This is a genomic window from Frateuria terrea (genome assembly GCF_900115705.1).
GTDB lineage: Bacteria > Pseudomonadota > Gammaproteobacteria > Xanthomonadales > Rhodanobacteraceae > Frateuria_A > Frateuria_A terrea.
Genome location: NZ_FOXL01000002.1, coordinates 416,531 through 433,813 on the forward strand (window position 1 = coordinate 416,531; position 17,283 = coordinate 433,813).

At 69.0% G+C, this 17,283-nt stretch carries 16 protein-coding genes; 9 read left to right on the plus strand and 7 right to left on the minus strand.

Translation table 11 applies throughout. The annotated features are described in order from the left end of the window. Nucleotides 1–526 precede the first annotated feature (526 nt). On the plus strand, nucleotides 527–2,242 hold the full coding sequence (locus tag BMZ38_RS01995) for a phosphoethanolamine transferase (RefSeq protein WP_175483652.1): 1,716 nt from the start codon (nucleotides 527–529) through the stop codon (nucleotides 2,240–2,242). A gap of 33 nt (nucleotides 2,243–2,275) precedes the next feature. Here BMZ38_RS01995 and BMZ38_RS02000 read toward each other — a convergent pair whose 3' ends face one another. Together BMZ38_RS02000 and bglX are read right to left on the minus strand one after the other, a co-directional pair. Beyond that, nucleotides 2,276–3,061 (minus strand): hypothetical protein, encoded by a 786-nt coding sequence (locus tag BMZ38_RS02000; RefSeq protein WP_091333485.1) that lies wholly within the window; start codon nucleotides 3,059–3,061, stop codon nucleotides 2,276–2,278. Nucleotides 3,062–3,198: 137 nt separating this feature from the next. Continuing rightward, nucleotides 3,199–5,589 (minus strand): beta-glucosidase BglX, encoded by a 2,391-nt coding sequence (gene bglX, locus BMZ38_RS02005; RefSeq protein ID WP_245747146.1) that lies wholly within the window; start codon nucleotides 5,587–5,589, stop codon nucleotides 3,199–3,201. A 124-nt stretch (nucleotides 5,590–5,713) separates the two neighbouring features. Here bglX and BMZ38_RS02010 point away from each other — a divergent pair, with 124 nt between their 5' ends. Then, complete coding sequence (locus tag BMZ38_RS02010) at nucleotides 5,714–7,567, plus strand: family 43 glycosylhydrolase (RefSeq protein WP_175483653.1); 1,854 nt, start codon at nucleotides 5,714–5,716, stop codon at nucleotides 7,565–7,567. Between the two features lie 15 nt (nucleotides 7,568–7,582). On the opposite strand, the gene BMZ38_RS17435 is transcribed toward BMZ38_RS02010, so the two are convergent. Continuing rightward, complete coding sequence (locus tag BMZ38_RS17435; protein ID WP_139202368.1) at nucleotides 7,583–7,801, minus strand: hypothetical protein; 219 nt, start codon at nucleotides 7,799–7,801, stop codon at nucleotides 7,583–7,585. Here BMZ38_RS17435 and BMZ38_RS02015 point away from each other — a divergent pair. The 3 genes from BMZ38_RS02015 to BMZ38_RS02025 all read left to right on the plus strand — a co-directional run bounded on the left by BMZ38_RS02015 (nucleotide 7,776) and on the right by BMZ38_RS02025 (nucleotide 10,009). Further along, a complete protein-coding gene (locus BMZ38_RS02015) occupies nucleotides 7,776–8,312 on the plus strand; it encodes a flavodoxin family protein (protein ID WP_091333490.1) in 537 nt (178 codons plus the stop codon). The genes BMZ38_RS17435 and BMZ38_RS02015 overlap by 26 nt on opposite strands. Before the next feature lie 289 nt (nucleotides 8,313–8,601). Next, the gene (locus BMZ38_RS02020) at nucleotides 8,602–8,997 is read left to right on the plus strand and encodes a hypothetical protein (protein WP_139202369.1); all 396 of its coding nucleotides are present in this window, start codon (nucleotides 8,602–8,604) and stop codon (nucleotides 8,995–8,997) included. A 4-nt stretch (nucleotides 8,998–9,001) separates the two neighbouring features. After that, nucleotides 9,002–10,009 (plus strand): AraC family transcriptional regulator, encoded by a 1,008-nt coding sequence (locus BMZ38_RS02025; protein WP_175483654.1) that lies wholly within the window; start codon nucleotides 9,002–9,004, stop codon nucleotides 10,007–10,009. 30 nt (nucleotides 10,010–10,039) lie between these two features. On the opposite strand, the gene BMZ38_RS02030 is transcribed toward BMZ38_RS02025, so the two are convergent. Beyond that, complete coding sequence (locus BMZ38_RS02030; protein WP_091333497.1) at nucleotides 10,040–10,267, minus strand: tautomerase family protein; 228 nt, start codon at nucleotides 10,265–10,267, stop codon at nucleotides 10,040–10,042. Nucleotides 10,268–10,441: 174 nt separating this feature from the next. Here BMZ38_RS02030 and BMZ38_RS02035 point away from each other — a divergent pair, with 174 nt between their 5' ends. Then, nucleotides 10,442–11,569: a hypothetical protein gene (locus BMZ38_RS02035; RefSeq protein ID WP_091333500.1), complete on the plus strand. Its 1,128-nt coding sequence runs from the start codon at nucleotides 10,442–10,444 to the stop codon at nucleotides 11,567–11,569. Between the two features lie 65 nt (nucleotides 11,570–11,634). Here BMZ38_RS02035 and BMZ38_RS02040 read toward each other — a convergent pair whose 3' ends face one another. Together BMZ38_RS02040 and BMZ38_RS02045 are read right to left on the minus strand one after the other, a co-directional pair. Continuing rightward, the gene (locus BMZ38_RS02040; protein ID WP_175483655.1) at nucleotides 11,635–12,708 is read right to left on the minus strand and encodes a GGDEF domain-containing protein; all 1,074 of its coding nucleotides are present in this window, start codon (nucleotides 12,706–12,708) and stop codon (nucleotides 11,635–11,637) included. A gap of 168 nt (nucleotides 12,709–12,876) precedes the next feature. Beyond that, on the minus strand, nucleotides 12,877–13,257 hold the full coding sequence (locus BMZ38_RS02045) for a hypothetical protein (RefSeq protein WP_091333505.1): 381 nt from the start codon (nucleotides 13,255–13,257) through the stop codon (nucleotides 12,877–12,879). A 284-nt stretch (nucleotides 13,258–13,541) separates the two neighbouring features. Between BMZ38_RS02045 and BMZ38_RS02050 the strand changes: the two genes are divergently transcribed. The 3 genes from BMZ38_RS02050 (at nucleotide 13,542) to BMZ38_RS02060 (ending at nucleotide 16,400) form a co-directional block, all read left to right on the plus strand. Beyond that, on the plus strand, nucleotides 13,542–14,693 hold the full coding sequence (locus BMZ38_RS02050; protein ID WP_245747147.1) for a glycoside hydrolase family 27 protein: 1,152 nt from the start codon (nucleotides 13,542–13,544) through the stop codon (nucleotides 14,691–14,693). A 206-nt stretch (nucleotides 14,694–14,899) separates the two neighbouring features. Next, complete coding sequence (locus tag BMZ38_RS02055; protein WP_091333511.1) at nucleotides 14,900–15,448, plus strand: cysteine hydrolase family protein; 549 nt, start codon at nucleotides 14,900–14,902, stop codon at nucleotides 15,446–15,448. Next, nucleotides 15,426–16,400 (plus strand): GlxA family transcriptional regulator, encoded by a 975-nt coding sequence (locus BMZ38_RS02060; RefSeq protein WP_091333513.1) that lies wholly within the window; start codon nucleotides 15,426–15,428, stop codon nucleotides 16,398–16,400. Before BMZ38_RS02055 ends, BMZ38_RS02060 begins: the two co-directional genes overlap by 23 nt. On the opposite strand, the gene BMZ38_RS02065 is transcribed toward BMZ38_RS02060, so the two are convergent. Beyond that, entirely contained in the window at nucleotides 16,401–17,282 is an 882-nt protein-coding gene (locus BMZ38_RS02065) for a LysR substrate-binding domain-containing protein (RefSeq protein ID WP_091333516.1), read from the minus strand. Nucleotide 17,283 lies beyond the last annotated feature (1 nt).

Consider the following 17,283-nt stretch of genomic DNA (forward strand, 5'->3'; position numbering starts at 1 on the left):
CATCGAAAACCACAGCGGCAAACACGAGCGGACGCTGAGGCGGGCGCGCCGGGCACCGGCTGCACCTGCCCGCGACGCTTCAGCTTCGTCGTCCGCATGCGCGCACGAACCATCTGCGCGCCACCGCCAACCGGCCGGATTCGCGCCATTCGCTTGCGAGTGGGATTTGCGCCGTCTCAACCGGCGCACCTTATCGTGATCGGCCCGAACGAGGCGTGATCGGCCGCAAGCGCGGGGCCTGAACGGCGACGACGTGCCACGATCACCGCGTACGACGGCAAGGCGTACCCGACCATTCGGCGGTCGCCGATGTCACCTGGAAGAATCGGCACGAAGCGGCGATCCTGGCCAACCAGGCGAGCGCTCCCCTGCAGGGCAACATGCTGCCCCGTGTCGATGCCTTCATCCAGGCCGGGCACCTTGCCGGCGCGTTGCTCTGAAGTTGACGGGCGAGATGACAATAATGTTGCGGATCAGTTGACCGCAGGCTGTTGCGATGAAGCGACTAGCGATCGGTTCGGTGGTCGTGCTCGCTTTGCTGTTGATGGTTCCCGATGTCGTGCTGGTAGTGGCGGGCACGCATGCCAGAAGTCTCACGTGGATCACGGCCAGCCTCGGCGTGCCGGCGGCCCTGCTGCTGGGTTACTTTGCCGTGCTGGGGCGCCGCCCCTGGCTTGCCTGCATGCTGATGGTGCCCTTTGCCGCCCTGGTTCCGGTGGTGGCGTTCTACATCGTTCGCTATCGGACTCCCATCACCGAATCGGTATTGGGCACGGTGGCGGCGACCAATCCCACCGAAGCGGCCGACTTCCTGGGCCAATGGTTGTGGGCCATCCTCGCCCTGTCCCTGGGCGCAGGCGCATCCGCCGGGATTGCCGGCTGGCTTAGTGCGCGTTCCCATCTGCATTGGGTGACCTCGCGCCGCGTCGATACCGTCCTGATCGCACTGGCACTGGTGACGATGACCACGGTCTTCGGCCTGCAGGTGGTCGCCGAAGAAAGCCCGCCCGGAACCGACTCTGCGCGTTCAGGAGACATGGACCAGCGCACGTTCCGCATCGTGCAGGACAGCTATCCGTTCGGTATCCCGATCACCCTGGGCAACTGGTGGCACGACGACATCCGCCTGCATGCGGCCACGGCCAGGAGGCGGAACTTCCGGTTTCACGCCCGTCGCACCGCACGGCCAGGCAGGCGCCAGATATACGTGCTGGTGATCGGCGAAAGCAGCCGGACCGACCATTGGCAACTGTTCGGTTACGGCCGACCCACCAATCCGGAGCTCACGTCCCTGACGCACCTGATTCCGGTCAGGAACATGGTGTCGCCGTGGCCGATGTCGATCGGCGGCGTCCCTGCCATGCTCACACGCAAGCCCCCGCAGCAGGCGCTTACCAGTGCGTTCGCAGAGCGTTCGATCGTCGGTCTCCTGCGGGAGGCCGGCTTCGATACCTGGTGGTTGTCCAACCAGAGCCCGAGCGGCGAGTGGAATTCGCCCATCACGGTCTACGCCAACGAGGCGCGACACGTCCAATGGCTCCACCTGCAAAAGTACGACAGCAGCCTGCCCGAAGGCCTTGCCCAGGTCGTGCGCGAATCGCATGGCGACCTTTTCGTGGTCCTGCACATGATCGGAAGCCACGGCAACTACGACACGCGCTACCCGCGGGCTTTCAAGTATTTCGTACCGACTGTCCAGGATGGCGGCGTGTTCGACACCAACTACCGGCACGTCACCAACAGCTACGACAACACCATCCGCTATACCGACCACGTGCTGGGGAGCGTCATAAAAATCCTGCAGCACACCGATGCGATCACGGCCCTTTGGTACCAGTCCGACCACGGCGAAACGCTGCCGACGGCAAGCTGTTCCGCGACCGACCACGGCCACGGGTTCCGCTACGAATTCCCGGTGCCGGCCGTATTCTGGTACTCCGACGCCTATTCGCAGGCTTTCCCGCAAAAGGTGGCCACGCTGCGCGCCCATGCGGGCCAGCCCGCGACCAGTGCCGACACCTTCGCGACGCTGGCGGACATGGCAGGCGTCGACTTCCCCGGGCACGTGGAGTCACGCAGCCTGTTCAGTCCCGCGTGGCGATACCAGCCCCGCCTCATCCATCCGCAATGGCAGGACGGGAATGCGGTGATCAACTATGACGATGCCGACCTGGGCAACGGTTGCGAACTGGTGCGGGAGCGAATCCATCCGGCGGGGGTGCGGCGCCGGTCACAGGCGTAAGGCGCGGGGCAGCGGCGCAGCTCTTCTCGTCCGTCAGGAAATGGCGTCCATGCGCGATGTCAGCACGTGCCAGCCGTTTGCGTCGTGGCGGAGCACTGCGGTGTGCCAGGAGGCACACAAGGCACCGCACCAGAACGTGTACTGGATGTCGAAGTCGCCGTCCTGTCGGCGCATGGGCAGACCTACGCTCATCTGCATCATCGTTGCGTCCGGCGGGGCTTTCCCGGACGGCCATGCGCTTCCCGGAAACAGCCGCAGGCCGGAGTCAGCCAGACGCTGGATCGCGGCGGGGGAAAGGTCGAGCTTGCGGCTGCCGTCCGGCCAGCTCATGGACACGTAGACAGGCATCCGGTTGGCGTGGAGATAGCCGTCCTCTGCGGTGACCTGGTAGCGCACCAGCGCGATCATCACGCCCTGAAGGTCCGGCGCTAGATGAAGCACTGCATCCTCCTGCGCTGCGTGCCGCTCGCGCGCCTCCCTGAGCTGGGCCGCCGCACTACCTTGCGCGACGCACTGCCCCGAAGCGGGATCGTGCGCGCACACGGCGCCGGTGGTTTCGTCGAGCGTGACCTCGAGCGAGGCCGGGTTCTTGCCGGGGTCCCGGTCCAGCCGGAAATGCCACACGCCGCTGGCGGAATCGAAGGTGATGGCGCTGATCGCGCCGTCGCCGACCTCCGGGTGGAGCGCGGCGAGCGAGGTCTGCATGGCCGCCATCCCGTCGAGCAGCGGTTTGGCCGGGGCGCGCTGGGCGTGCGCTGCCATCCCCGCCGGCAGGATAGCGAAACAGATCCATGCAAGGCATCGGCACAGGTTGCGCATCGCCATCCCTCCTGGCTGGTGCGGCAACGGTAGGTCCGTCCCCGCTCGCCCGTCAATCGAACGACGGCCTGCCGCGCCCCCGATAGCGGGCGATCTGGACAGATCTTCTTGCTCGGTTCGTGTGGCCTCCTACACCGTCAGCGGACGTCGAACTCCGCCGACTGCGTCGCCTGCGAGCTGCCGCCGACCCACACCGTGTAGTGCGTGGGCTCGACCACCTGGTGGCTGTGCACGTCGTAGAAGGACAGCTCCGGAAAGCCCAGCTCGAAGCGCACCTGCCGCGACTCGCCCGGCTTCAGCGTCACACGCTGGAAGCCCTTCAGGCTGCGCACCGGTTGCTCGACGCTGGCGCCGAGGTTGCGCACATACAGCTGGGCGACCTCGGTGGCTTCGCGCTTGCCGGTGTTGGTCAGCGTGGCGGTGACCGTCACCAGCGACCGCGCGTCCGGCCGGTTGGCCTGGGCGAGCGGCAGCGTGCTGCGCGAGACGTGCACGCCGGCGTAGGCGAAGCTCGTGTAGCTCAGGCCATAACCGAACGGGAACAAGGCATCGTTCGGCACGTCGAGGTAGCGCGAGACGAAGCGCGTGTCGCCGCCGCTGGGCGGCCTGGACAGGTCGGCGTCGCCGGCCGGCCGGCCGGTCGGGAACTGGTTGTAGTAGAGCGGCTCCTGGCCGACCGCGCGGGGGAAGCTCATGGTCAGCTTGCCGCTGGGCGCCACGTCGCCGAACAACACGTTCGCCAGGGCGTTGCCCGCCTCGGTGCCCGGAAACCACACCGCCATGATGGCCGGCACGTGCCCTGCGGCCCAGTCGAGCACCAGCGGGCGACCGGAGAACACCAGCAGCACCACCGGCTTGCCGGTCGCCACGACCTTCTCCAGCAGTTGCTGCTGGTTGCCTGGCAGGTCCAGGTAGGCGCGCGAGCCCGCTTCGCCGCTCATCTGCGACGACTCGCCCAGCGCCATGACCACCACGTCGGCCTGGCGGGCCGCCTGCACTGCGGCGTCGAAGCCTTGGGTCGAATCGCTGTCGATATCGGTGCCATGCGCGAACAGCACGTGGCCGCCACGCTGCTGCATGCGCCGCTCCAGCGCCTGGCGGAGCGTCACCACGTCCGGCGCCTGCGCGGCACCGCCCCATGCGCCCTGCATCTCGTTGGCCGCATCGGCGAGCGGGCCGATGAGCGCCACCGATGTCACTTCGTTGCCCAGCGGCAGCACCGCCTTGCCGCCAACCGGCGCATTGCGCAGCAGCACGAACGACTCCTCCGCGGCGCGGCGCACCAGCGGGCGATGTGCCTGTACCGCGTGGGTCACCTCGGTGCCCTGCGCATAGGGGTGCTCGAACAGTCCCAGCGCAAACTTCACGCGCAGCACGCGGCGCACCGCTTCGTCCACCGTGGCCATCGACAGCTTGTGCTCGGCCAGCAGCTTCGGAATTTGCGTGTCGTAGAAGTGGGACATCATGTCCACTTCCACGCCCGCCTCCAACGCCTTCTTCGTGGCCGTGGCAGCGTCCAGGGCGATGCCGTGGTGGGTCAGTTCCATCACCGCCGTGTAATCGCTGACCACGAAGCCGTCGAAGCCCCATTCCTTGCGCAGGATCTCATCCATCAGATACGGGTTGGCCGTGGCCGGCACGCCGTTGAGCGCATTGAACGAGCTCATCATCGTGGCCGCGCCCGCCTCGACTGCCGCCTTGTACGGCGGCAGGTAGACCTGGCGCAGGCGGATGTCGGACATGTCGGTGGTGTTGTACTCGCGCCCGGCCTCGGCCGCGCCGTATGCCGCGAAATGCTTGACCGAGGCGGCGACGCTGTCCGGCCTGGACAGGTCGCTGCCCTGGTAGCCGCGCACGTAGGCGCGCGCCATCGCTGCCCCGAGGTAGGCATCCTCGCCCGCGCCTTCGGTCGAGCGGCCCCAGCGCGCATCGCGCGAGATGTCCACCATCGGCGAATAGAACCACTTCACCCCGGCGGTGGTGGCTTCGGTCGCGGCCATGTGGGAGAGCTGCCGGACCAGCGCGGTATCCCACGAAGCGGCCAGGCCCAGCGGCACCGGATAGATGGTGCGATAGCCGTGGATCACGTCCGCGCCGAACAGGATCGGGATGTGCAGGCGGCTGTGCATGGCCGCCTCCTGGAAGGCACGCGTCTTTTGTGCGCCGATCACGTTGAGCATGGAGCCGAGCCGGCCCTGCTTCGCCAGCGCCATGGCATCGACCTGGGTCTTGGTCTCCGGGTTGGCGGCGAGCGCCTTGTCGCCGTTGGACGGCGTCGGCGCACTGAAGCCCTGGTCGTTGTACTGCACCAGCTGGCCGATCTTCTCCGCCAGCGTCATCTGCTTGAGCAGGGCCTCGACCCGCCGTTCGATTTCGGGCGAGGCCAGTTGTGCGTTCGACGGGGCCACCGTGCCCGTCATCGCACTGCCTTTCTGCCCACTCGCCTCGGCATGGATGCCGGCACAGGCAAACGTGCCGGCGAGCAGCAGTACGGCGGGACGCAGGCAGGAGGTGGGCGATCGTTTCATGGGGGGGCTCGAATGCGGGCGGCAGCGCTGCTGCCGTGGACATGAAAACGTGTACACGAGCAGGGTAGAAAAGCAAAGATCCAGGCCAACCGGTGAATTTGCCGTCCAGCCGAGGCCGCATGCCATGCCACACCCCTGCCCAGTCCGTTTCCGTCTTGCCCTCGCCTTGCTGATGGCCGGCGGCCTTGCCGCCCCCGTTGCCCGCGCCGCTGTGGATCCGCATGCGCGCACCTGGGCCAATCCGGTCGACGTCGACTACCGCTACAACTACGAACAGATGAACCAGGGCATCTCCTACCGCACCGGCGCCGACCCGGCGGTGGTGCGCTACGGCGACGCCTATTACCTGTTCATGACCCTGGCCGACGGCTACTGGCGCTCCACCGATCTGGTGCACTGGGACTTCATCAAGCCGGACCGCTGGCCGTTCGATGGCCCGGTGGCGCCGGCCACGCTCGTCGCCGACGGCAAACTCTTCCTGATGCAGTCGGCGATGCAGCCGGTGCCGCTGCTCTATTCCACCGACCCCGCGCATGGCCACTGGGACTTCTGGACCCGCCTGCTGCCGCCGGTCCCTGGTGCCGTCTGGGCCGGCCACGAGAGCGAAATGAAGCCGGGCGACCTGCCGCCCGGACCGTGGGATCCGGGCCTGTTCCGCGACGAGGACGGCAAGACCTACCTGTACTGGGATTCGTCCAACGTGTTCCCGATCTACGGCGCGCAGATCGACCTGGCGCTGGATCACGCGGACGAAGGTGAAGGCAAGCGCGTCACCTTCGCCAGCAAACCGCGGACCCTGATGCGCCTGCACCCGGACCAGCACGGCTGGGAGCGCTTCGGCCAGGACCATACCGACGAGAGCATCCAACCGTACGTCGAAGGCGCCTGGATGAACCGCCATGGCGACACCTACTACCTGCAATACGGCGCGCCAGGCACCGAGTTCAACGTCTACGCCACCGGTGTCTACACCAGCGACAAGCCGCTTGGGCCCTTCCACTACGCGCCCTACAACCCGGTCGGCTACAAGCCCGGAGGCTTCGTCGTCGGTGCCGGCCACGGTTCGACCTTCGACGACGCCTACGGCAATACCTGGAACACCGGAACGATGTGGGTGGCCGTGAACTGGCGCTTCGAGCGCCGCGTCGACCTCTTTCCCGCCGGCTACCACGGCGACGGCCAGATGTGGGTCGACACCCGCTTCGGCGACTTCCCGCAACGCATGCCCGAGCACAAGCTCAGGCCCGGCGAGAGCACCTTCACCGGCTGGATGCTGCTGTCCTGGCACAAGCACGCCACCGCCTCGTCGCAGTTGCCCGGCCACGGACCGGCCGAGGTCACCGACGAAAACCCGCGTACCTACTGGGTCGCCGCGCAGAGCACGCCGGGCCAGACGCTCACCGTCGACCTCGGCGCCACCCGCACCGTGCGCGCGGTGCAGGTCAACTTCACCGACTACAAGGCCGGCCGCTACGGCGACGCGCCGGACATCGTCACCCGGTTCAAGCTCGAGGGTTCCACCGACGGCGCGCACTGGACCCTGCTTGCCGACCTGTCGCATGAGCAGCGCGACCGGCCCAACGCCTACCTCGAGCTCGATGCGCCCGCGCACATCCGCTACGTGCGCTACGTGCACGGGCACGTCGGCGCGAAACACCTGGCGATCTCCGACCTGCGCGTGTTCGGCCATGCCGACGGCACGCCCCCGCCGGCGCCGGAACTGGTCTCCGCCACCCGCGACGCGGACACACGCAACGCCGACATCGCCTGGAAGCCGGTGCCCGGCGCCGTGGGCTACAACGTGCGCTGGGGCCTCGCTCCCGACCGCCTGCACGAAACCTACCAGCGCTTCGCCGACCAGCCCACGCACCTGCAGCTTCGCGCGCTCAACAAGGGTGTGCGCTACGTGGTGGCGGTGGAGGCCTTCGACGAACACGGCGTGTCGAAACTGTCGCGCGTGGTGACGCTCGCGCCCTGATGGCCACTGCGCGAGTCACGCCGCGCGTTTTTTTTGATCACGCGTCGATGGGGCGTCGAGGGTTGCGATGTCGGTTTGCGACGCCATGAACGAGGGTGACGCGGCCATCCCCGGTAGCGGCGAAAAATCGGCCGCTGCTTGATCTCCATCAATACCGCCAGGCGTTGCGGTCGCAGCATCGGGCCAGGTCACCGCACCGGAGCGCGCCATGGCACCTGCCAGCCCCTTGCTCATCGTCTACTACAGCCGCAGCGGCACCACCGCGCGCGTGGGCCACGCCCTGGCCCAGCGACTGGCCGCGGACGAGCTTGCGATCGAGGACCTGCGGGCAGAGAGGGGCGTGCCGGTCTGGCGGGCGATGCTCGATCGCCTGCTCAATACCTTGCCGCCGATCGCCCCTGTCAGCGTGCCACTGGGGAGCTACGATCTGGTCGTGCTCGGCACGCCGGTCTGGGGCGCACGCCCCGCAGCCCCCATGCGGCGGTTCCTGCACGACTACGCCTCGATCCTGCCCGAGGTGGCCTTCTTCTGCACGATGGGCGGCAGCGGTGCCCAGAGCACGTTCGCCGACATGCAGGCGCGGCTGGGCAAGCCACCACGCGCCAGCTGCGCGTTCGACGCCAAGGCCCTGGGCGACGAAAGCTACCTGGACACGCTCGACGGTTTCGCCACGCAACTGGCCGACGGCGTTCACCCGCCGCTGCATCACACGCCGGCGACGAACGGGATCCGGGTGCATTCCTAGGGCGAGCCGCCTGAACAGGCGGGCTCGCGCGCCGCAGACCCAGCGATGCGAAGCGCGCCATGCCGTCATGGGCAGCGAGGCTCGATAGCCCCTTCGCCGTCAGCATGGCCGCATAACCTCCAACTCACGGGAGCGAGCGCATGGTGACGATCCTCCGCCCCGTCTCCAGTTCGCCCTTCCCCACGGTGAGCGCCCGATGATCATGGGTCCCGTTTTTCCAGCACGTCCCGAGCGGGCCCTGGCGCGCCGATGCACCGCCACGGCAGTGCTGCTCTTGCTGGGAAGCCCGGTGGCTGCCGCCCCGCCGACGAAAAGCAACGGCTCCACCGACCAGCTGGTGGGTACCTGGCAGGGCCGGTCGCTCTGCGTGACGACGACACGGCCGGCGTGCAGCGACGAAACCGTGCTGTACCGCATCCGCCGGCCCACGCCGCACGTCGAGGCGTTTGCGATCCAGGCAGACAAGATCGTCGCCGGCCGGCCCGAAAGCATGGGCGACCTTTCCTGCCGTTTCGAACCCATCCGCCAGCAACTCATCTGCCCCATGCAGGGCGGGCAATGGCGGTTCCGCTGGGACGGCGATGTCCTGGTCGGCGTACTGGCCGACAGCGACGGGAGCCTGGTGCGTGTCATCCAGGTTCGCCGCGTCTTCGCCCGACCGGGCGTTTCGCGGGGGCGGTCGTGAGGCCATGGATCCGCTGTCCTTCGTGCTCCAGTCGATCCGCCTCGACGGCGCGGTGTTCCTCAACGCCGAGTTCACCGCGCCATGGTGCGTCGAGGCCAGCTTTGGCATGCCCGAGCCGCGATTGCGACTGACCGGCGCCGACCACGTGGTGTTCTTCCATTGCCTGATCGAAGGCACGTGCCTGGCCGGCCTGATCGGTTCGCCGCACGCGCTGGCGCTGCAGCCGGGCGACCTGATCTTCTTCCCGCACGACCACCGGCACCGCATGGGCAGTTACATGGGCGCTCCCATGATGAGCACGGACGACCTTCCCCGGTCGGTGCCGGCCGGCGAACTCATCCAGCTCTGCCACGGCGGCGGCGGCGACGCCACCCGCTTCGTGTGCGGCTACCTGGCCTGCAACCGCCAGGTCAGCCGCGGCCTGCTGTCGGCGCTACCGGAGATGTTCCGCGTTTCGCTGCGGGAGGATTCCGGCAGCGCCTGGCTGTTCGACATGCTGTTGCTCGGCGTGCGGGAATCGACCGCGCACCGGCCCGGCGCGGCGTCGATCCTCACCAAGCTTTCCGAACTGCTGTTCGCCGAGGCGCTGCGCCGCTATGCGGACGACCAGCCGGCCGGCCAGGGCGGTTGGCTCGCCGGGCTGCGTGACCCGCTGGTAGGCCGCGCCATGGCGCTGCTGCACCAGCAACCGGCGCATCCGTGGACCGTCGATTCCCTCGCCCGCGCCGTCGCCTCCTCACGCTCGGCGCTCGCCGGGCGCTTCGTGCGGCTCACCGGCGCCCCTCCCATGCAGTACCTGGCCAGCCATCGGCTGGCGCTGGCCGCGCAAGCCCTGCGCTGCGGGCAGGAACCGGTGGCGCGCATCGCCGAGAACAACGGCTATGCGTCCGAGGCGGCCTTCACCCGCGCTTTCAAGCGGCGCTATGGCGTGCCGCCTTCGGGCTGGCGCCGGCAAGGCGAAGAGGGCGCGACCAGCGCCGCGCCCTCCCCTGTCCCGGCCGGTTGCGCCTGAGAGCGGCGAGACCGGCTATCCCTGGACGGATCAGGCGACCTTGCGCCCGGCAGCCAGCGCCTGCACGTCACTGGCGAACAGGGGCTTGCCGCCGATGGCCCACTGGCCCTGCGGCACTTCCTCGACGATCACCCAGGTGACCGCGCGCATGTTCTCGCCTTCGACCGCCACCATGGCGTCGGTCAGGCGGGACACGATCTGCCGCTTCTGGTGGTCGTCGAAAACGCCCTCGATGAGTTTGACGTTGATCATCGGCATGACTGCTACCTCGTTGGTTGGACTGGTTGATGCAACGGAGCTGTTGCGGCGGTGAGTGTGGCCGCGCCGGCCATCGGCCTGAATGACCGGGACGCCTGGGGAATTGGCTGGGGCGCCGGGAGGTGCCTGGCCCCTTTCACGCCTCCTTTGGACGCTGGCGACTAAGCCGCTCACATGTCCGCCGCCGACCTCAACGTGGCTGCCGCATTGATGGATGCCTTCGCCCGGCGCACCGGCCTGGAGGGTCACGCCCCTGCGGTGCGCTACCTGTGGACCGACGCCTTCGCCACCTGCAACTTCCTGGGGCTGGCCGACGCCGGCGGCGGCAGCGCGCGCTACGACGCCCTTGCCGAGCGCACGATCGCGCAGGTGCACGAGGTGCTCGCGCATTTCCGCACCGACGACTTCCGCACCGGCTGGCTGCGCGGACCGCACGGCCACGCGGAGCAGGATCACCCGACCCGCGCCGGGCTGCGCATCGGCAAGCCGCTGGCTGAACGCGGTACCGGCGAGCCGTTCGACGAGCGGCTGGAGTGGGAACGCGACGGCCAGTACTTCCACTACTTGACCCGCTGGATGCATGCCCTCGACCGTTGCGCGCGCCACCGCCGGGCGGCGCACTTCAACCGCTGGGCCCGCGAGCTGGCCGATACCGCGCATCGCGCCTTCACCGTGCACGGCGGCAGGGGCATGTACTGGAAGATGAGCACCGACCTCGCCCGCCCTCTGGTCGCCTCGATGGGCCAGCACGATCCACTCGATGGCCTGCTCACCGCGCGTGCGCTGCGTGCCACGGCGCAGGTCCTGGGCGATACCTCCGGTCCTGGCCTGCTCGATGCGATCGCCGACTACACCGCCATGGTGCAGGGCAGCCGCATGGCCACCTCCGACCCGCTGGGCCTGGGCGGACTGCTGCTCGACGCGCTGCGCCTGGATCGCCTGTCACGGCCCGGCGACGAGGCCGACCGCGCACTGCTCGACCAGTTGCTGGCCAGTGCACTGGCCAGCCTGCCGCATAACCAGCTCGCTCTCGATGCACCGGCCGAGGCGCGCCTGGGTTTTCGCGAGCTGGGGCTGGCGATCGGATTGGCGGCGCTCGAACGACTGATCGTCGCGCCTGCGGGCCGCCCGGACCCGCATCGGCTTCACGCCTTGCGCCCTTATCTGCCGCTGCGCCAGGCGATCCAGGATTACTGGCGGCAGCCGGCCCATCGCGTCGCCGCTACCTGGACCGAACACCGCGACATCAACGAGGTGATGCTTGCCACCAGCCTGGCGCCGGAGGGCTGGCTGGGGGATTAGCCAAGAGCCATGGGCGGGCTGCCGCGCCGCGTCGCATGGCCCGCCGGTCGCGGCGGACCGCGTCCCTAACTGGCCGCGGCCTCCACCCGGTTGCCGCCCTGCTCCTTGGCGCGATAGAGGGCAAGGTCCGCACGCTGCAGCACGGTATCGAGCGTGTCGCCCCTCTGGATCATGGTGGCCCCGAACGACGCGGTCACCGCCTGTACCGGTGCCACCGGCGACCCGGCGATGGCCGCGCGCAGGCGCTCGGCGACCTGCAGCAGGCCGGAGGCGTCGACCTCCGGCACGAGCGCCAGGAACTCCTCGCCGCCCCAGCGCGAGATGCATTCCTCTCCGCGCAACAGGCCCTCGCAGCCGCTGGCCACCGCCTGCAGCACCCGGTCGCCCACCGGATGGCCATAGGTGTCGTTGATCGCCTTGAACCGGTCCAGGTCCAGCATGATCACGCCGGCAGGTGCGTCCGCGTCCAACGCTTCACGCAGCCGCCGCTCGCCGAGCAACCGGCTCTGGACGCCGGTCAACGGGTCGCGGTGAAGCAGTGCTTCCATCCGCTGCCGCTCCGTCGCCAGGCGCCGGATCTTGCCGGCCAGCCCGCGTTGCACGGGCAGCAACACCACGGCCATGATGCTCGCCGGTCCATACGCCATCAGCAGATCCATGCCTCGCGCCGACCACATCTCCTCGCGGTGGAGCAGCAGGTGGGCCAATACCGGCAACGCGATCATCACCCAGGCCAGGGCGGCCAGGAGAAAGGCCAGCCGGCCGGGCACGAAAATCATCAGCATCACCAGGAGCACCACGAACAGCGACGACACCGGCGGCAGGATGTCGATCAGCTGCGTGCCTGGCGTCGAGGTAGCCTGCAGCGTGTAGAGCCAGGACGGCGCCGCGAGCGCCAGCACCCCCGCCACCAGGGCGATCCGCGCGATGCCGACCACCCACTGGGGCCGCCGTGTCAGGGCGACGATCAGGCCGATATACAACGCGCTGATCGCGGGGGGCACGATCAAGTCCATCGGCCGATGGACCGGTGCCGCCCAATGGATCGCGGTGGCGCAGGTCGCGCCCAGCAGCGCCAACGAAAGCATGAACAGTACGGCCATGCGCACGTAGCGGTCGTCGATGTCAGGCGCTTGCATCCGGAAGATCCGAGAAGTCCGCTGGCGAGTGGAGTGGGGGGCGCTTTGGAGAACGGGCACATCGCCTGCAAGGCGGGCGCACGTGGTTATCGGCACAGTGCGCATCCACTCAAGCAAAACCGTCCGCTACCGGTCGGCCAAGACTTCGCTATACGCCTTGTCCGGTACTCACCGGGCCCGGCAGACCAGACTGCGCAGGCGCACAAAATGGTTCGTCCGCATCGTCGGACGACCATCGCCGCCGACATGGGCGACCGTCTCGGTCAGCGTCCGGCCGTCCGCCGCGACGGTATAGACACGTGTCGATGCCGGGATGCCGCTTTTCACCAGATCCATGACCAGGACATCGGGAGCAGGCAGCTCCAGGGCTACGGTGTCGGCCTCGGTGCTGTCCTGGATGGGTGCGGAAGTGCCATCGAGACCGGCGGTACTCACGGCATGGCTCGCCGCTCCGCCCGCGTCGAGAATGTCGACGCACGTCGTCCACTTTCCTTTGCCCGCGTCGCTGAACGTGATGGTGACGCTCCTCGGCCGCGCTGCCGGCGGCATCGGCAGGCGCGAGACATCGACGGCCGTGCAAAAAACGCAGGGCCGGGCACCGCCAGGGCAACCAGCGAGACGAAAAGCGCTTTCATCAGGAGGCCCCGATGGGACGGCTGGGCGGCAAAGTAGCATGGCGCGCCGACGCGCCATCACGGCGCACCGTGCAACATGGCCTCGCAGTTCCGGCGTGGCGCTGGAACCTCCATCCCTCCCTGACGACTGAGGACACGATGAACGCCTGGCAAAGGATCTTTGCACTAGCCCTTGCGACGATGCTGGCGTGGATTGTCATGCCGGCCCACGCACTCGACAACGGTCTGGCGCGCACGCCGCCGATGGGCTGGAACAGCTGGAACAGCTTCCATTGCGACGTCAGCGCGGCCCTGGTGGAAGCCACCGCGGACGCGATGGTCGCCTTCGGCATGAAGGACGCCGGCTACACCTACGTCAACATCGACGACTGCTGGATGCTCAAGCAGCGCGGCGCGCGGGGCGAACTGGTGGCCGATCCGGCCAAGTTCCCGCAAGGCATCGAGGCCGTGGCCGCCTACGTGCACCGCAAGGGACTGAAGCTGGGCATCTACGAGTCGGCCGGCGCCACCACCTGCGCCGGCTATCCCGGCAGCATCGGCCACGAGCAGGCAGACGCCGCGCAGTTCGCACGCTGGGGCGTGGACTACCTCAAGTACGACAACTGCGGCGACTACCAGGGCAAGACCTACCCGCAGCGCTACACCGCCATGCGCGACGCCCTGGCCCACTCCGGCCGCGCGATCCTCTACAGCATCTGCGAATGGGGCAACCAGTCGCCGTGGGACTGGGCGCCAGCGATCGGCAACCTGTGGCGCACCACGCAGGACATCACGCCGCGCTGGTCCACCGACCAGCCGGCCAACCGCTACCCGCAGGGCATCTTGGACATCCTCGACCAGCAGGCCGGGCTCTCGCAGGCCTCGCACCCGGGCGCCTGGAACGACCCGGACATGCTCGAAGTAGGCAACGGCTACCTCGACGACGACGAGAACCGCGCGCACTTCAGCCTGTGGGCCCTGCTCAACGCCCCACTGATCGCCGGCAACGACCTGCGCCACATGTCGAAGGAGGTGCGCGAGGTGCTCACCAACCGCGAGGTGATCACCGTGGACCAGGACTGGGGCGGCCACCAGGGCACCAAGGTGCGCGACGACGGCGACACCGAGGTGTGGGCCAAGCCGATGTCGGACGGCTCGGTGGCGGTGATCCTTCTCAATCGCCGCCGCGGGCCGGTGGAGATCGCCACCACCACGCGCGAGATCGGCCTGAAGGCGGCCAGCAGCTACACGGTGCGCGATCTGTGGAAGCACACCGAGGCGGCCAGCCAGGGGAGCATCAGCGCCTCGGTGCCGACGCATGCGGTGGCGATGTTCCGCGTGTGGCCAGGGAACGGGGAGCGAGCCAGGTGACGTGCGGCTCCGCTGCGGCCTGAAGCCCTCGGCGCCGCACTGCCCTGCGGCACCAAGGTCGACCACGGTATCCGGGACCCGGCGGCTATGGCCGCTTGCCGTTGCCAGGCACGTTGGCCCGATCCGTCCGCATGTGGTCCGCCGGCGTGCTCGTCGGGCCGCCAGCGGATGCCTAGAGTGACGGCTCCCACCACCGGAGCCGCACCATGTCAGACACCCCCGCCATCCTCGTCATCGACGTCCAGCAATCCTTCCTGCATGCGCCCTACTGGCGCGAAGACGACGTGCCAGCCTTCCGCCAGCGCCTGACGCACCTGCTCCATGGCGCCGCCGAAAGGGGCTGGCCGATCGTGCGGATCCTGCACGAGGACAACGACGCGAACTTCCGTGCCGACTCCGGCCTGGTCCGTCCGCTGGACTGGGTGCCCGAACGGCATGACGTGGTCTTCCACAAGCACGTGCACAACGCCTTTACCGACACGGGGCTGGAAGCCTGGTTGCGCGAGCGCGGCATCCGCCGCGTGATCGTCACCGGCATCCGCTCCGAACAGTGCTGCGAGACGACCACGCGGGTGGCCTCCGACCTGGGTTTCGAGGTCGACTACGTGACCGAGGCCACGCTCACCTTCCCGATGGTCCACGCCCGCAGCGGCCGGCATTACGATGCGCAGGACATCAAGCAGCGCACCGAACTCGTCCTGGAAGGACGCTTTGCCCGCATCCGTACCGTCGATGACGTCCTCGCCGACCACTGAAATCTGCTTCGTGCTGCCGCCGGCGTTGCTCCTGCTGGACTTCGCCGGCGCTGCCGACGCGTTCCGCATCGCCAGCCAGATGGGCTTGCCGGTGCGGCTGCGCATGGTGGCGCCCGTGCGCGAGGGCGAGGCCGCACCAACCGGGCTCGGCGTGAGCCTGTCCGGGGTCGAGCCGCTGCCCGCACACCTGGGTGACGACGTCCTGGTCGTCGTGTGCGGCGCGGTCGGCGACGGCGAGGCGGTGCTGTCCCGCCGCGGTAGCCGCACCCTGGTCGACTGGTTGCGGCTTCGCGTGGCCGATCGGTCCGTCGCCTGTGTCTGCTCCGGGGCGCTGCTGGCCGCCGCCGCCGGCCTGCTCAGGGGCCGGCGCTGCACCACCCATCACACCCTGCTCGATGCGCTCCGGCGGCTGGAGCCCACGGCGGACGTGCTGGACAGCCGGGTCTTCGTCGAAGACCGCGGCGTGTACACCAGCGCGGGGGTCACCGCCGGCATCGACCTGGCGCTGCACCTGATCGCCGGGCTGGGATCGCCACGCCTGGCCGCGGCGGTGGCGCGGGAAATGGCCGTCTATCTGCGCCGCGCGCCCGGCGACCCGGCGTTGTCGCCGTGGCTGGAGGGGCGCAACCACATGGACGCGCGCATCCACCGGATCCAGGAGGCGCTGGCGCACGCGCCGGCGGAAAACTGGCCGCTGTCCCGCCTGGCCGAGATCGGGCACATGAGCGTGCGCAGCCTGACCCGGCGGTTCCGCGAGGCCAGCGGCATGTCGATCAACAGCTACCACGCACGGCTGCGGCTCGCCCTGGCGCGGCAGGCGCTGGCCACGGGCGACACGGTGGAACGCGCCGCGGAGCGGGCCGGGTTGGGATCGGCGCGGCAATTGCGCAGGCTCTGGGCCGCGGGCGCCGACGGCACGCCCGCGACGGCGCGGGGCAAGGGGCCCGATTGATCACGGCGCGGGGCCCAGATGCACCCGCGCCTGCTCCACCACCGCCTGGCGCAGGTGTGTCAGCGCCGCCGACGGTTGGCCGGGCGCGGCATGCAGGCACAGGTCCACGCGTGGCAGCGCCGGCAGGCCGTGGCGCTCGTCCAGGCGCATCAACGTCGGTGGAAGATCGGCGCCCAGGCGCACGGTGATCCCCAGGCCCGCGGCAACGCCGGCCCACAGGCTGTGCAGGCTGGCGGTGACGAACGCCGCTCGCCAGGCGATGCCGGCCCGATCCAGCGCGGACGTACCAGCCTGGCGGAAGAAACACGGCGGCTGGTACAGCGCCAGATCCAGCACCCCGTCGGGCCGCACCACCTCGCCCGTGCCGGCAGGCCCGATCCAGGCCATCGGCGGCGTGGCCAGGCGTTCGGCATCCGCGCGCCCGCCCTGGTTCATGGCAAGTACCAGATCCAGTTCGCCCCGATCGAGCCGTTCGAGCAGCAGGCGGTTGGGCTCGACCAGCACATCGACCCGCACCGCCGGATACGCCTTGCGGAACTGCCCCAGCGCCGTCGGCAACCAGGACTCGGCGAAATCGCCCGGCAGGCCGAAACGCACCACGCCGTCGACCGCCGCGCCGCGCACCGCGTGCACCGCCTCATCGTTGAGCTCCAGGATGCGGCGCGCATACGCGTGGACCCGGTCACCCGCCTCGGTCAACACCACGCGGCGGCCCTGCTTGCGGAACAGCGCCTGGCCCAGCTGCAGCTCCAGCTTGCGCATCTGCTGGCTGACGGCCGAGGGCGAGCGGCCGACCCGTTCCGCGGCACGCGCAAGGCCGCCCAGGCGCAGGATCGCCTCCAGGCTGCGCAATGCGTCCATGTCCAGATTCGGGACAGACATA